The organism is Helicobacter sp. MIT 05-5293 (genome assembly GCF_000765665.2).
In the GTDB taxonomy this organism is placed as follows: Bacteria; Campylobacterota; Campylobacteria; order Campylobacterales; family Helicobacteraceae; genus Helicobacter_C.
On sequence record NZ_JROZ02000002.1, the window covers coordinates 23093 to 37937 of the forward strand.

Sequence of the window (14845 nt, forward strand, 5' to 3'; positions counted from 1 at the left end):
CTTAAACAACATAAATCATTGGCACAATCGTAGGATATTTTTTTACTTTTTTGAAAATATGTCGTTTGAAGAGATTTTGCACTTCATTTTCGAGATTCTTCGCATTGAAACCTTCGGCTTTAAAATTTTTCACCATAAATTCAAGTGTTTCATTCATTTCTTTCTCAAAGCCTTTGTCTTCTTTATCTGCGACTAAGCCATAGCTTGAGATTTTAGTTTCGAGGATTTTGCGATCTTTAGAGATTTTCGCAGAAATGATAACAATGCCATCATTTGCTAAGGCTTGGCGATCAAGCACAACATCATTTTCGATTTGTCGGTTGATTTGGTTATCAATAAAAGTCTTACCATTTTTAACACTGCGAACTTTTCGCATATAGTTGGGATTGACTTCAATTTGATCTCCATCTTCCATAAGATAAATATTTTTTTCTAACACACCACAAGCAATAGCGGTTTGTTTGTGTTTAGCGATATGATTGTATTCACCATGCACAGGGAGGAAAAATTTTGGTTTAATCAGACGCAACATTAATTTTTGCTCTTCTTGTGCCGCATGCCCACTCACATGGATTTCGCTAAAATCTTGATAGGCAACTTTTGCTCCGGCTTTCATTAAAAAATTAAGCACGGTTGATACTGAACCTTCGTTACCGGGAATTGCCTTAGCAGAAATAATCACCATATCACTTGGTTTGATTTTGATATGTCGGTGTTCATCGATTGCCATACGATAGAGTGCGCTCATCGTCTCGCCTTGAGAACCAGTCGTTACGATAAGAATCTCCTCATCGGGATATTTGGCGACTTCATGTGCTTCGATAAAAATATTTTGAGGTAAGTCAATATAGCCAAGCTCTCGTGCAATCTCAAGATTCTTTTCCATTGAACGTCCTATCACAGCGACTTTTCGATGATATTTGATGCCATAAGTGATAGCTTGATACACGCGATGAATGTTTGAGGAAAAAGTGCTCATGATTACTCGTCCTTGAGCTTGTTTAAAGAGTGTTTCAAAAGTAGGACCAACGCTTGCTTCGCTAGGAGTAGTGCCACTGCGGTGAGAGTTTGTAGAATCGCTAAGGAGGAGCATTACACCTTCTTCACCATAATGGGCTAGGCGGTGTAAGTCTGTCGGGAGATTATCAATCGGTGTATGGTCGATTTTGAAATCCCCAGTGTGTAAAATGACTCCTGCTTCAGTGCGAATTGCTAAAGCCGAAGCGTCAATCACTGAATGTGTGATGTTGATCCATTCTACTTCAAAATCTCCAATTTTGATGGGTTTGCGTTTTTCAACGATTTTGAAGAATGAGCGAAATTTTTTTAATCCGTGTTCGTCAAATTTGCTTCCAATCATACCTAAAGGTAAAGGTGTGCCATAAATAGGAAATTGTAGGAGCTTAAAGAGATATGGCACAGCACCGATATGATCTTCGTGTGCATGAGTGATGATCACACCAGCAATTTTATCTTTGATGGCAAAAAGATAGCTAAAATCAGGGACAAGAATATCTACTCCGTGCATATCTTCATTAGGAAAGCTCATACCTACATCAATCACAATAGCAGAATCTGGTGTTTCGATCACGGTGATATTTCCACCGATTTCCCCTAAACCACCTAGCGGCGTGATACGCACACTTGCTTTTGTGTCAAGATTGAGTTTGTGATGAGGATTGAGGCTTTGTTTTTGGATTCTTGTGTTTGCTTCCACGCCTCGCTTTAAATCTTTGTGCAGTCCAAGATTCCCTTTTTCATCGACATTTTTTATTTCTCTGACACCATTTTTGCTTTCATCTGAAGATGTCTTATTGGTATTTTGATGATTTTTGCCACTCCATCTGCGTTTTTCAAAAGTTTTATTTTTTTGATGTTCTGATGAGGGTTTTATATTTTTAGGTTGAGAATCTTGTGTCTCACTTTGTTGTTCTTGAGGTTTTTTCTTGAAACGTTCTGTGAATGATTTAAATTTAGGGTTTTGTGTAGAGTTGTTTTGCTCTTCCATTGTTGTTCCTTTCAATGAGAAATTTTAAAATATGGTGAAAACTTTCTGTCTTTACTTCATGAGCTCTTGCATTGATTGATATACCTATTGTGTCAAAAGCTTCTTTTAAAATATTTGCATCAAAATTGTGGCAGAGATTTGAAAAAAGCTTTTTACGTGGTGCACTGAATGCAAGCTTTAAAAAATCTTCTAATGTAGCAAGCGAAAAATCTTGTTCCCATTGACTGCAATGAGTTTTGCGCATTATGAATACTGAAGAAGTAACTTTAGGAGCAGGTGAAAATGCTTCTTTAGGAATATCAAATAGAATCTCTGCTTCACCAAAACTTTCGACTAATACACTTAAGGCGCAAAACTCTCGCATTGTGTTTTTGGCACAAAATTTTATCGCGACTTCTTTTTGGGTCATTACAAGAAAAGAATGACAAAACTTATCGCGCAAAAGGCGCAAGATAATGTGTGTGGCGATGTAATAAGGAAGATTTGAAACTACCTTATAAGTATCGCAATGTAGCCATGCTTGCTGTGATGGCATTTGTAAAATATCTTGATGATTCAAGATTAGATGACCACTGGAAATTTCATTAGCAAATTTTTTTTTAAGTAAAGAACATAAGTCTTTATCGACTTCATAGGCTATCAAGGGTTCTATTTTTAATAGCTCTTGTGTCAAATCACCCAAGCCAACCCCAATTTCAACACAAGGTATTTTGTCAGTGGGAATGGATTGGATTATTTTTTGGATAAAGGTTGAATCTTTAAGGAAATTTTGCCCAAAATGCTTTTTTGCTCGGTAATTTTCCACGATATTCAAACCCTTAAACACTTTGAGAATCATTATACCCAAAGTATGCAAATATTTTGTTTTTATAAGCATTATTCCGCTATGATACGGCTTAAATTCCAAATATACACAATAAATAGGGGAGTATTGAATGGATTTTGCAAAAAGGATTATTCCTTGTCTTGACATCAAAGAAGGACGTGTTGTTAAGGGGGTCAATTTTGTAGGATTGAAAGATGCGGGTGATCCTGTTGAAATCGCTCAAGAATACAATAGGCAAGGTGCTGATGAAATTGTTTTTTTGGATATTACAGCGAGTGTAGAGAAACGTTCTACAACACTTGATATGGTAAAAAAAGTTGCTAAGGAAATCTTTATCCCCTTTACCGTTGGAGGAGGAATCTCTTCAGTGCAAGATATGTCTGTATTATTAAATGCAGGTTGCGACAAAGTCAGCATCAATAGTTCGGCAGTTAAGAATCCTTCTTTGATTGATGAGGGAGCAAAACATTTTGGTTCGCAGTGTATTGTTGTCGCTATTGATGCGAGACGCAATGAAAAAGGCAGCTGGAATGTCTATGTGAATGGCGGACGTGTTGATACTCATAAAGATGCAATACAATGGGCTAAAGAAGTATGCGATCGAGGTGCAGGAGAAATATTACTCACAAGTATGGATACAGATGGAACGAAGGCGGGTTATGATATTGCTATGATTGAGGCGATCAATGCTCAACTTTCTATCCCAATTATTGCAAGTGGAGGTGCGGGTAGTATGCAACATTTTCGTGATGTTTTTACCGCAGGAGCAGATGCTGCTTTAGCGGCGAGTATTTTTCATTTTAAAGAAATCGACATTCTTGAGTTGAAATCTTATCTTGCACGAGAACATATCGCTGTGAGAATTTAACAAATTAAGGTATGAAAATGTGGATTTGTGCAGGTAATGGCGAAGATTTTAGTTTTGCCAAAAGTATAGGGGTAGGCTTGGTCGATAGTGCTTTGAATCTTTGCTCTTTATGTTTGAGAGAAAAAATTGATGAGCTTATTTTTTTAGGAAGTGCTGGAGCTTATAGCAAAGATATTGCATTATTGGATTTATTTGTGGCTGATAGTGCGACACAAATTGAGCTAAGTTTTTTACAACAATATTCTTATACACCTATTGACAACAAGATAGATTCTAATATTTTTGATGAGCGCAATAAAGTCTCTAGAATCTCCAATGTTTCATATGAAACATTGGGATTCAAAAAAAGTATAGTCAATAGTTCTAATTACATAAGTGTAGATAAACACTTGGCATCGCAATTTTATACTGCAGGAATTGGATTAGAAAATATGGAATTTTTTGCTGTGATGCGTGTAGCCCAACATTTTTGCATACCTTGTTTTGGTGTATTTTGCGTGAGCAATTATTGTGATGAAAATGCACACAAGGATTTTATACACCATCATCAAGATGTCAAAGAGAAACTTACTCAAGCAAGCAAAAGATGCAGAAAATTTTTACCATAAACAAATTTAAGGTTGTTTGAATGAATAGTATTTCGCAATCTTTTAAAAGTAAAAATATATACAGCTATACACTTGATGAATTAATGGGTTTATTAGAACCTTCTTTCCGAGCAAAGCAAATTTATCATTGGCTTTATCATCAATATGAGACAGATTTTGGCAATATGAAGAATCTTCCCAAAAATTTGAGAGAAGCACTTGCAAATACTTTTGAAATCACTCATCTTGAAATCATTAAGTGTCAGCAAAGTCAAGATGGAAGCAAAAAATATCTTTTTAAAACGCGAGATCAACATACCTTTGAGGCAGTTTTATTAAAAATGCGTGATAAGAAAATCAGGCAAGATGGAAGCATTCAAGAAGGAGAAAAATGGACTATCTGTCTTTCAAGTCAAATTGGTTGTAGGGTAGGTTGTCTTTTTTGTTATACCGGAAAAGGTGGATTTATACGACACTTAGAATCTGGTGAGATTGTAGAACAAGTCGTGCAGATAAAAAGGGATAATTATATATCTCCACATAAAAGAATGAATATTGTTTATATGGGAATGGGAGAGCCATTAGATAATCTTGATAATGTTTCAATGGCAATACGGATTCTTAGCGAATTGGAAGGGCTAAGTATTTCTACGCGAAGACAGACTATTTCTACAAGTGGTATTGCCCCCAAGATTGAAGAATTAGGCAGAATGAATCTCGGTGTGCAGCTAGCCATTTCATTGCACGCTGTTGATGATGAGTTGCGTTCCAAGTTGATACCGATGAATCGTGCTTATAATATTGAAAAAGTATTATCACAAGTGCGTGCTTTTCCTGTAGATTCTCGTAAAAGAGTGATGTTTGAATATTTGATGATAAAAGGTGTTAATGATGATTTAAAAAGTGCAAAAAAACTTTTACAATTGCTTGATGGAATCAAATCAAAAGTAAATCTGATACTTTTTAATCCTCATGAAGGTAGTGAATTTGAGCGTCCAAATCTTGATGATGTGCGAAAATTTGCAGATTTTTTGATACATAAAGGACTTTTATGCACCATAAGAGAATCTAAAGGCTTAGATATTAGTGCTGCATGTGGTCAATTAAGAGAAAAAATTTCAAAAGAAAATGTTTCATATGAAACATTTTAAATCGTTATAAAGGAAAATAATGAGTGGATTAGATATGTTTTTGGTTATATTTTTGGCATTAGTAGCGGTTGTAGGAGTGGGAGCATTCTTATATTTTGCGTATAAAAAATAAATATAAAGAATCAAACTGGTGGAGGTAAAAATGAGTGAATCAATATTGGTGCATATTTGTTGTTCGGTTGATAGCCATTATTTTTTAAGCCAATTGCAATTAATGTATCCTGAAAAGAAATTCATCGGATATTTTTATAATCCTAATATTCACCCTCGACAAGAATATAATTTGAGATATTCTGATGTTCAAAGAAGTTGTCAAATGTTAAATATTCCTTTGATTGAAGGAGAATATGAATGTCAAGAATGGTTTGAATCTGTTAAAGGCTTGGAAGATGCTCCAGAAAAAGGTGAAAGATGTATTAAGTGTTTTGATACTAGACTAGAAAATACAGCAAAAGTTGCTCATAAAATGCGTATCCCCTTATTTACCACTACTCTTTTAAGTAGCCCATTGAAAGATTCTGAAACTCTCTATAAAGAAGGAGACCAGATTGCAAAAAAATATGATTTGGATTTTCTCAAGGTTGATGTGAGAAGTAATGGAGGGACACAACGACAAAGTGAGCTTGCCAATAAAGATAAATTATATAAGCAAAATTATTGTGGCTGCACATTTGCACTTAGTAAGCAAAGGGATTTGCACAATCAGTTAATCCTCGAAATGATGAGTAATATAGGAAAGCAAATAATGCCAGGAAGTAACGAGCAAAGATTGGCAGTATTTCAAAAACGCACAGAGTGTGAGGCAAAAGGGATAAAGTATATTTTAAATAAATGTCCAAAGATTGTTTGGAGAAATATGAGAAGTTATTGTGTAGATAATTCTCAAGTGATTGATTCGTATTTACTTGCTTTTTCTAAAAGTAAGCGTCTTGTCAAAACAGGATATATTGTTTGTATGGAGCGTGAATTGCACTTGGATTCTGAAAGTATCAGAATCCAAGTGGGATATGCGAGCAAAGATGATAGTGTTTTTTTGGGATTGTCTGATGTTAATAAGATTCTAAAAACTTCTTATCATAATGTGCGTGAAATGATGTTTAGTCCTCCAGAATATGAGAAGGAACTTGTCTTGCGTTCATTAATTTGCGGTGCGGATAGTATCAATCCCATCATTATTATTGACAAGATAATTTTGTATAGTCTAAAAATTTTTATTGATGCACGATTTCAAGAGACAAGTGTATTTAATATAACAACAGATTCATAATATTTTTGGTAGAATAGAGAATAAAATTGTAAGGAGTTTAGAAATGATGAAGGTGGAGAAAATTAGGCAGATATTACCCCATCGTTATCCATTGTTGTTGGTTGATCGGGTAACTCAACTTATTCCACAACAAAGCATTGAAGCTTATAAAAATATCACAATCAATGAAGAAATTTTCTTAGGACATTTTCCCGGAAAACCTATTTATCCGGGTGTTATGCAGATTGAGGGAATGGCTCAAGCAGGAGGTATTTTAGCTTTTGTGAGTATGTTTGGTGATGATACAGAACAAGCAAAAAATAAAATTGTTTATTTTATGACAATTGATAATACAAAATTTCGAGTACCTGTGATACCCGGCGATAAATTAATTTATCGTTTAAATGTTATAAAGCATAAGGGTAACATTTGGCATTTGGGAGCTGAAGCTTATGTAGAAGATAAGTTAGTTTCTCAAGCAGAGCTTAAGGCAATGATTGCTGATGCTGAAGATTCTTAAAGGAAGTGAGAATGGGTGAAAATATTGCAAAAACTGCTGTTATTAGGTCAGGAGCAAAAATCGGTCGCAATGTTCAAATAGGTGAATTTTGTATTATTGATGAGAATGTAGAAATAGGCGATGATTGTATTATTGGTCATCATGCTTATATTACAGGTCATACCAAGATTGGTAATCGCAATAAAATTTTTAGTGGTGCTGCGGTAGGTGTACCCCCACAAGATTTAAAGTATGCTGGGGAAAAAACAGAGCTTATTATTGGAGATGATAATTTGATTCGGGAATTTACCACACTTAATCCCGGAACAGAAGGGGGAGGAGGACGAACGATTATAGGTAATCATAATCTTTTAATGGCATATGTACATATTGCGCATGATTGTATCATAGGAAATCATTGTATTCTTGCAAATAATGCTACATTGGGTGGTCATGTAGAAATAGGTGATCATGTCAATGTCGGAGGTATGACACCTATTCATCAGTTTGTCAAGGTTGGAAATGGGTGCATGGTCGCTGGTGCTTCTGCTCTTACCCAAGATTTGCCCCCTTATTGTTTGGCTGAAGGCAATCGCGCACATATCAGAGGATTAAACAAGCATCGTATGAGAAAACTATTCTCTCGTGATGAGATTGATGAAATTAGTAAATTATACAAGATTTTATTTTCCCGCACTGCTCCTATTAGAGAGCTTGCTGAAAATCAGCTTGCACAGAATCCTTCTATTCATACACAATATATTTGTGATTTTATTCTTAAAAGCACAAGAGGCATACCTCTCAAAGGAGTTCAAGGTGAGTAAAAAACAACAATGCAGTTTTTGTGAAGCAGAAGGAAGCACAAGAAATCCACTTATTGCTGCAAAAGATTCAAATCCGTATGGTATTTATATATGTAAAAATTGCATTATAACTTCTTATAATGTTCTTAATGGATTTTTTGATGAAAAACATTCTTCAGATAGTGAATCTAATGATATTCAAATGTTTGATGTCCCTTCTCCAAAAGAGCTTAAAACAAGGCTTGATGAATATGTCATTGGACAAGAAGAGGCAAAACGTGTCTTTTCGGTTGCTGTTTATAATCATTACAAGCGTATTGCTAAAAATGAAAAATTGCTTAGCCCCTCACTTAGAGCTGTTGAATTATCCAAGTCTAATATTTTACTTATTGGTCCTACGGGTAGTGGTAAAACACTGATGGCACAAACACTTGCAAAATTTTTGGATATTCCGATTGCTATTTCTGATGCGACAAGTTTAACAGAAGCAGGTTATGTCGGAGAAGATGTTGAAAATATTTTAACAAGATTATTGCAGGCGGCTGATGGAGATGTCAAAAAAGCCGAAAAGGGTATTGTTTTTATTGATGAGATTGATAAAATATCACGACTTTCTGAAAATCGCTCTATAACGCGTGATGTCTCCGGGGAAGGTGTGCAACAAGCTTTGTTAAAAATTATTGAAGGAAGCGTTGTCAATATTCCTCCAAAAGGGGGTAGAAAACACCCCAACCAAGACTTTATCCAAATAGATACGAGTAATATTTTATTTGTGTGTGGTGGGGCTTTTGATGGCTTGAGCGATATTATCAAAAGACGCTTGGGCGGAAATGTATTGGGATTCCATGGCAAGAAAAAGGGTAAAAGTGAAGAAGATTCGTTGCTTGAATTCGTAGAACCTGATGATTTAATCAATTATGGTTTGATTCCAGAACTTATTGGAAGATTGCATATGATAACCGTGCTCCACCCAATTACAAAAGAAGCAATGATTGAGATTCTGACTAAGCCTAAAAACGCCCTCATTAAACAATATCAGAAAATTTTTGAGCTTGATGGAGCGGTATTAAAGTTTGAAAAAACTGCAATTGATGCCATTGCAGAATTGGCTATTGCTAGAAAGACAGGAGCGCGTGGCTTAAGGGCAATCTTGGAAGAAGCAATGATTGACTTGATGTATGATTTACCTGAATTAGAGGGTTATGAAATCACTTTATCCAAAGAATGTATTTTAGAAAAGCAAAGCCCAATTCTTGTGAAGAAGACAAATATCCCTAAAAGAGCTTAAACTTAATATAAAATAAAAGGTTTAACAAAGGATTAGAATGTATAATTGCACGATAAGTTTTGGATTTATAAAATTTAAGGAGCTTTCATGCTGATGATGGATAGACTTATTGGAACATTTTCCAAAGATATTGCAATCGACTTAGGGACAGCAAATACTTTGGTTCTGGTCAAAGGAGAAGGTATCATCATCAATGAGCCTTCCGTTGTAGCTGTGCAGGCAGATCGATTTAGCACAGGCAAGATTCTTGCTGTGGGCAAAGAAGCAAAAGATATGCTTGGTAAAACACCAGATGGCATACAAGCGATTCGCCCGATGAAAGATGGTGTGATTGCAGATTTCGATATGACTGAAAAGATGATACGTTATTTTATCGAAAAAGCACACAAACGCAAATCATTGATACGACCGCGTATTATGGTGTGTGTCCCTTATGGGCTTACGGGTGTAGAAAAAAAAGCTGTCAAAGAATCTGCAATGAGTGCAGGAGCGCGAGAAGTATTTTTGATAGAAGAGCCCATGGCAGCAGCCATTGGTGCTGGATTACAGATTCAAGAATCAAAAGGCAATTTGGTGATAGATATTGGCGGTGGGACAACGGAGATTGGTGTTATTTCTCTAGGAGGTTTGGTTATCAGTAAGAGTATCAAGGTTGCTGGAGATAAGCTTGATGTGGCGATTATGGATTATGTGCGTAAAAAATTCAACCTTCTTATTGGTGAGCGCACAGGCGAAGATATTAAAATTGAGATTGGTTCAGCATCTCCTATGGAAAAACCTCTTGTTATGCAAGTAAGAGGGCGAGATCAGGTTAGTGGTTTGCTTAACACCATTGAGCTGACAAGTGAAGATGTAAGAGAGGCAATGAAAGATCAGTTAAGGGAAATCAGCAATGCTCTCAAAAGCGTTTTAGAATCTATGCCCCCTGATTTGGCAGGAGATATTGTAGAGAATGGCATAGTGCTAACAGGTGGAGGTGCGTTGATTCGAGGGCTTGATAAGCATTTGTCTGATATTGTCAGACTTCCTGTTTATGTCGGCGATGAGCCGTTGTTGTGTGTAGCAAAGGGGACAGGAAAGGCAATGGAAGATTTGGATTTACTTGATCAACTTGCATTTGATTAATAATAAACTAAGCTAAATCATTATGCGATATAAGATTCTTGTATTTGGGATTATCTTTTTTATCTGCATTATTGTTTTGATGGAGGCAGACAGATCAATCGCAAGTAAAATCTTGGGAGTAAGTGATCATATTAAACTTTTTTTTCTTAATACAAAAGACAATATCACAAACACTTACGATAAGCATTTTAATCAAGCAAAAACTATTGAAGAACTTCGATTAAAAACAAGCGACTACGATAAGCTTGTCTTGGAGGTCGAAGAACTCAAAAACAATCTAAGCAAATTTCAGAATCTTGTTGGCAAGAGAGATGTAACGCAAATATCTCCAGAAATCCACCTCGCACGCATTATTTCGTATGCAGGTTTGGGAGAACGCACGAAAGTTTGGTTAGACACAGACTTAAGACAATATCGTGATTATCGCCTTGATGGGCTTGAAGATAGAATCTTTGGTATTGTAAAAGACAATATGGCATTGGGTATTGCTGTCGTTAAAGATGGTCGTGTCGAGGGATTCTTGAATGGTGATGAAAAATGTAATTATGATGTCTATATTGGCAACAATAGAGCAATGGGCATCGTTTCAGGTATGCGTAATGACAGAATATTAGTAAATTTTATCCCCGATTGGATTGAGATTCGTAAAGGAGATAAAGTCTTTACAAGCGGGCTTGATGGGATATTTTTGGAAAATATCCCTGTGGGTGTGGTAGAAGATGTTCGAGAAGATTATGGCTATTTGAGTGTTGATGTGAAGCCATTTGTGCAAATGGATTCGCTTTCTTATGTATGGCTTATTGATAGGGAGCAGCCTAAGATGATATTGCAATATGATGAAATTGAGGGCGATGTAGGTGATGAGGAATTGATACAAAGTTTTTAGAATGAAACAACACAACAATCCATCACCACAAGAATCTCACTCTTCTGTCCAACAAAAAGCTCAAAATATTTTGCATTATTTGCAGTGTTTAGCTTTAAATCTTAGCACCATTTCTTCAAAGCCCCAACTTGATGCCACTATTAAAGAATTTCAATGCTTGCACCATAAAGATTTTGAATCTGCTCTCTATCTTGATACCGAAGATTTAGCTCTATATAATGCGCTTTTATTGCAAATCACGCAGGGTTTGAGAGACAAAATTTTTGAAGTTTTAATGCAAGGGCATATTTGCGCTGTCGAATATTTAAATCTTTATATGCTTTTCGCTGCTACCCCTCATTTAAAAGCCGATGAGCGTTTTGAAGTGTTTATCCAAATGGCTCAAAATGCTTTGTTTGGGGAAGGTGCAAGCGATGTAGAGAATGCAATGCTTTTAGAGCTTTTGATTCTTTCTAAGATTCTCTCTTATCCTCATGAAATGCTCCAAAAGGTATTAAAAGAATATATCGGACTTATTTCGCTTTTGGATATTAATCTCCCAAGCTCTCTTGCTCATTCTCAATTCATTGTCGAACGTTTTGAGGCACTAGGTGTGAGTATGGAATTATTTTTAGAATCTGTCCGTTTTACCCTACAAGAAGAATATTATTTTGCCCTTACACCGATGAGAAGGCGAAGCGTGCTTAATTGGCAGCTACATTGTTTTTGGAATGTTTCACATTTTTTTAATCACCCCTCTTGGCTCACGCTTTATGCGCTGTGGAAGCATTTGTTTTATACGCTTTTAGACAAAAGCTACGAACTGCAATATCTTGATGAAGCGATGTATCTACAATTTTTTATGTATCATATGTGTGGCAATAACTATCACCATCAAGCCCAATGGAGAGTTTTTTGTGATGAGATTGACAGAGTGGGTGCGAGTTATTATGAAAAATTTGCTAAAACACAAGGCATTTATCATCGTTTTGAATCTTCGCCTTCACGCAAAGCAAAAAAGCGTATAGGTATTTTACGCGATCGTTTAGTGGCAAATTCTCCCTACAAGGTCGAATATAGTCTTTTAAAAAACCTACTCCACGATGAAGAATTTTCTCAAGAATATGAGGTCAGAATCTACACAATGAAGCTTCTTGAGAAAAGTGATGATGATCCTGTAGTGATCAAATATTATCAAGATTTAGGGGTAAGCATTGTTGATGTTGTTTCACATTTGAATCTGCAAGGATTCTATAATTCGCATTTGCAAAAAGCCTTAGCCATTAAGGAGGCGATCCACAAAGATTGTATTGATATTTTAATCAGCCCCAATAATGGCTATGGTATCAGTGATTTTATTTTGGCATCACGTAGCGCAAAAGTGCAGATTTATTATTCTCATGGCAATTTTGTCTATGACATTCCTCAAATTGATGCGAGAATCACGCATATTTGTCAAAATAAACTGAAATTGACTTGCGAGGGGTATGAATTTTTAGGAGTGCCTGTTAAGATGGACGATAGATTCTATAATCCCCCTGTGCCTTTAGAATTTATCAAAACCCATCGTGCAAAATTTCCTGATGAGATGAAAATCGTTGGCACAATCGGTCGCCTTACAAAACTTGATTCTTTAGAATATTGGCAATGTGTGGTAAAGATTATGCAAGCTTATCCTCAAAGCATTTATTTAGCGTGTGGCAATGGCAATGTGCGCACCATTGAAGAAAAAATCACACAATGTTTTGAAGATTCTCAACAAGCTTATATTTTTTTGAAGAGAATTTATTTTGCTGGTTATGTGGATAGTGCTATTTATGGACATTTGATTGATGTGTGGCTTGATAGTTTCCCCTTAGAGCAAGGAGAATCTCGCATTGAATACACTGCTAAGGGCGGGATTGATCTCGTGATGAGTAAAGAAAGCCAAGATGAGCGAGAGAAGAGAATCGCATCGTGGCTAGAGCAATGGTATCATAATGATCAAACAACAAAGCAAGAGTTTTATAGTCTTGTTACGCAAGAACAGCTGTCTTTAGTAGCGTTTTCTCTGGAAGATTATGTCAGTAAAGCTATCAATTTGCTGCGCCTTTCGCCTGATGATTTATCGCGTTTAAAGCACATAAGGGCGCGTATCAAGAGTATTTTTGATCAATACAGAAGTGAGCTAGGCGTGAATGCTTTTAAACAGATCCTTAAAGATTTTGATAATGTGGATAAAGAATAATGAATAGTTTTACCCTAAAACATTCAAAAAGGGTTCTAAAATCAATCAAATGATTTCTAAGGTTATAAACTACCAATTAACATTAAAAAGCTTTAAAAGGGCATTAAATGAGTTCTAAAAGCATATTAGTTCTCGCTGCCGCAAATATCGCAACTTGTCCTCGCGCAATGGCAATGATAGAGATTCTGAAATCTCACTATGCAGTAAGCTGTATGGGGATTGATAGTGATGATGGCACACAAATGCTTCCCCCCCCCCAGCAGAGAATCCCAACCTTTAGCTATCCTGCTTACCAAAAACGCAATACTTTTCAAGAATTATGTTTGTGGGGTAATGTGGCTTTAAGACGTTGGCAGAGACTTAGTCTTATTACCAATCGCTTGAAAATTGTCGAGCATCTCAAGTCGCATTTTTATGATTGTGTGATTTGTCATGATTTATTGTTGTTACCTGTTTTGTATAAAGGGCTTGAGGAAAGTAGGCGTTTGGATTTGACAAAAGTCTTTTTTGATGCAAGAGAATTTTATCCTTTGCAAAATACAAGTTCTTTGCGATGGAGACTACTCTTTAAGGCTTTTAACGAATCGCTAGTGCGTGATTTTGCTTCCCGTGCTGATATGATGGTAAGCGTCTCGCCGACATTTTGCGAATTATACAAGCGTCAGTTTGGCTTAAATGTGCATCTTTTAATGAGCTTGCCTCCCTACTATGCACTTATGCCCAAACCTACAAATGGGAACAAAATCAAGATTCTCTATCATGGCGCACTCAATCAGAATCGCGGGATAGATGAGCTAATAGAGATTTGCAAGTATCTTGATGCGCGTTTTAGTATTGATTTTATTTTCACAGGCGGAGAGAAAGCCTATCGCGACAAGATAGAATCTAAAATTAAACGCTATATGGCGCAAGGCAAACAAGTGAGAATCTTGCCTCCTGTGAGTTTGAGAGAAATCGTGCTAATGGGCAATGCTTATGATATAGGCTTAATTTACATTCCTCCGCACAATCACAATCTCCTTGCTACTTTGCCCAATAAGTTTTTTGAATATATACAATCACGACTAGCTCTTTGTTTCCCCCCAATCCCTTCATTGATACCTTTTGTCGAAAAATATCAAATGGCAGTTGTGGCGGAAAATTTTAGTATCAAATCACTCGCCCTTGCTTTGGCATCTTTAGATGTTTCACAGATTGATAAAATGAAAGAATCCTCACATAAGGCATCTTTAGAGCTTCAGCGTGAAAAAAATGAAGAGAAGATTCTGACAATGATAAAAGATTTGCTACAAGAATAAATCTTTTTATATCCCTGTTCCTTGTAAATGATGTATTCTGTTATAGTATTTTGA

13 protein-coding genes are annotated in these 14845 nt (G+C 36.1%); 11 read left to right on the forward strand and 2 right to left on the reverse strand.

All coding sequences use genetic code 11. The features are described from left to right. Position 1: 1 nt before the first annotated feature. Positions 2 to 2008, reverse strand: a complete 2007-nt coding sequence (locus LS68_RS04675) for a ribonuclease J (protein ID WP_052100537.1) — start codon at positions 2006 to 2008, stop codon at positions 2 to 4. Then, positions 1974 to 2885: a 16S rRNA (adenine(1518)-N(6)/adenine(1519)-N(6))-dimethyltransferase RsmA gene (gene rsmA / locus LS68_RS04680; RefSeq protein ID WP_241993682.1), complete on the reverse strand. Its 912-nt coding sequence runs from the start codon at positions 2883 to 2885 to the stop codon at positions 1974 to 1976. The genes LS68_RS04675 and rsmA overlap by 35 nt, the downstream gene beginning before the upstream one ends. Positions 2886 to 2943: 58 nt before the next feature. Between rsmA and hisF the strand changes: the two genes are divergently transcribed. The 11 genes from hisF (at position 2944) to LS68_RS04735 (ending at position 14791) form a co-directional block, all read left to right on the forward strand. After that, complete coding sequence (gene hisF / locus LS68_RS04685) at positions 2944 to 3702, forward strand: imidazole glycerol phosphate synthase subunit HisF (RefSeq protein WP_034373963.1); 759 nt, start codon at positions 2944 to 2946, stop codon at positions 3700 to 3702. A 17-nt stretch (positions 3703 to 3719) separates the two neighbouring features. Next, complete coding sequence (locus LS68_RS04690; RefSeq protein ID WP_138091118.1) at positions 3720 to 4310, forward strand: purine-nucleoside phosphorylase; 591 nt, start codon at positions 3720 to 3722, stop codon at positions 4308 to 4310. A gap of 20 nt (positions 4311 to 4330) precedes the next feature. Next, a complete protein-coding gene (gene rlmN / locus LS68_RS04695) occupies positions 4331 to 5440 on the forward strand; it encodes a 23S rRNA (adenine(2503)-C(2))-methyltransferase RlmN (protein WP_138091121.1) in 1110 nt (369 codons plus the stop codon). Positions 5441 to 5582: 142 nt separating this feature from the next. Beyond that, complete coding sequence (locus tag LS68_RS04700) at positions 5583 to 6707, forward strand: epoxyqueuosine reductase QueH (RefSeq protein WP_034373067.1); 1125 nt, start codon at positions 5583 to 5585, stop codon at positions 6705 to 6707. A 43-nt stretch (positions 6708 to 6750) separates the two neighbouring features. After that, positions 6751 to 7206 carry a 3-hydroxyacyl-ACP dehydratase FabZ gene (gene fabZ / locus LS68_RS04705; RefSeq protein WP_034373065.1) on the forward strand — a complete coding sequence of 152 codons (456 nt, stop codon included), beginning with the start codon at positions 6751 to 6753 and terminating at the stop codon, positions 7204 to 7206. A gap of 11 nt (positions 7207 to 7217) precedes the next feature. Beyond that, on the forward strand, positions 7218 to 8009 hold the full coding sequence (gene lpxA, locus LS68_RS04710; protein ID WP_034373062.1) for an acyl-ACP--UDP-N-acetylglucosamine O-acyltransferase: 792 nt from the start codon (positions 7218 to 7220) through the stop codon (positions 8007 to 8009). Then, positions 8002 to 9276 carry an ATP-dependent protease ATP-binding subunit ClpX gene (clpX, locus tag LS68_RS04715; RefSeq protein ID WP_034373059.1) on the forward strand — a complete coding sequence of 425 codons (1275 nt, stop codon included), beginning with the start codon at positions 8002 to 8004 and terminating at the stop codon, positions 9274 to 9276. The genes lpxA and clpX overlap by 8 nt, the downstream gene beginning before the upstream one ends. A gap of 90 nt (positions 9277 to 9366) precedes the next feature. Next, a complete protein-coding gene (locus LS68_RS04720; RefSeq protein WP_034373104.1) occupies positions 9367 to 10401 on the forward strand; it encodes a rod shape-determining protein in 1035 nt (344 codons plus the stop codon). 22 nt (positions 10402 to 10423) lie between these two features. Beyond that, the gene (gene mreC, locus LS68_RS04725) at positions 10424 to 11287 is read left to right on the forward strand and encodes a rod shape-determining protein MreC (protein ID WP_052100496.1); all 864 of its coding nucleotides are present in this window, start codon (positions 10424 to 10426) and stop codon (positions 11285 to 11287) included. A gap of 1 nt (position 11288) precedes the next feature. Further along, complete coding sequence (locus LS68_RS04730; protein WP_138091123.1) at positions 11289 to 13493, forward strand: colanic acid biosynthesis glycosyltransferase WcaL; 2205 nt, start codon at positions 11289 to 11291, stop codon at positions 13491 to 13493. A gap of 107 nt (positions 13494 to 13600) precedes the next feature. Continuing rightward, positions 13601 to 14791, forward strand: coding sequence for a capsular biosynthesis protein (locus LS68_RS04735; RefSeq protein WP_034373056.1), 1191 nt, complete (start codon positions 13601 to 13603; stop codon positions 14789 to 14791). The last annotated feature ends 54 nt before the right edge of the window (positions 14792 to 14845 follow it).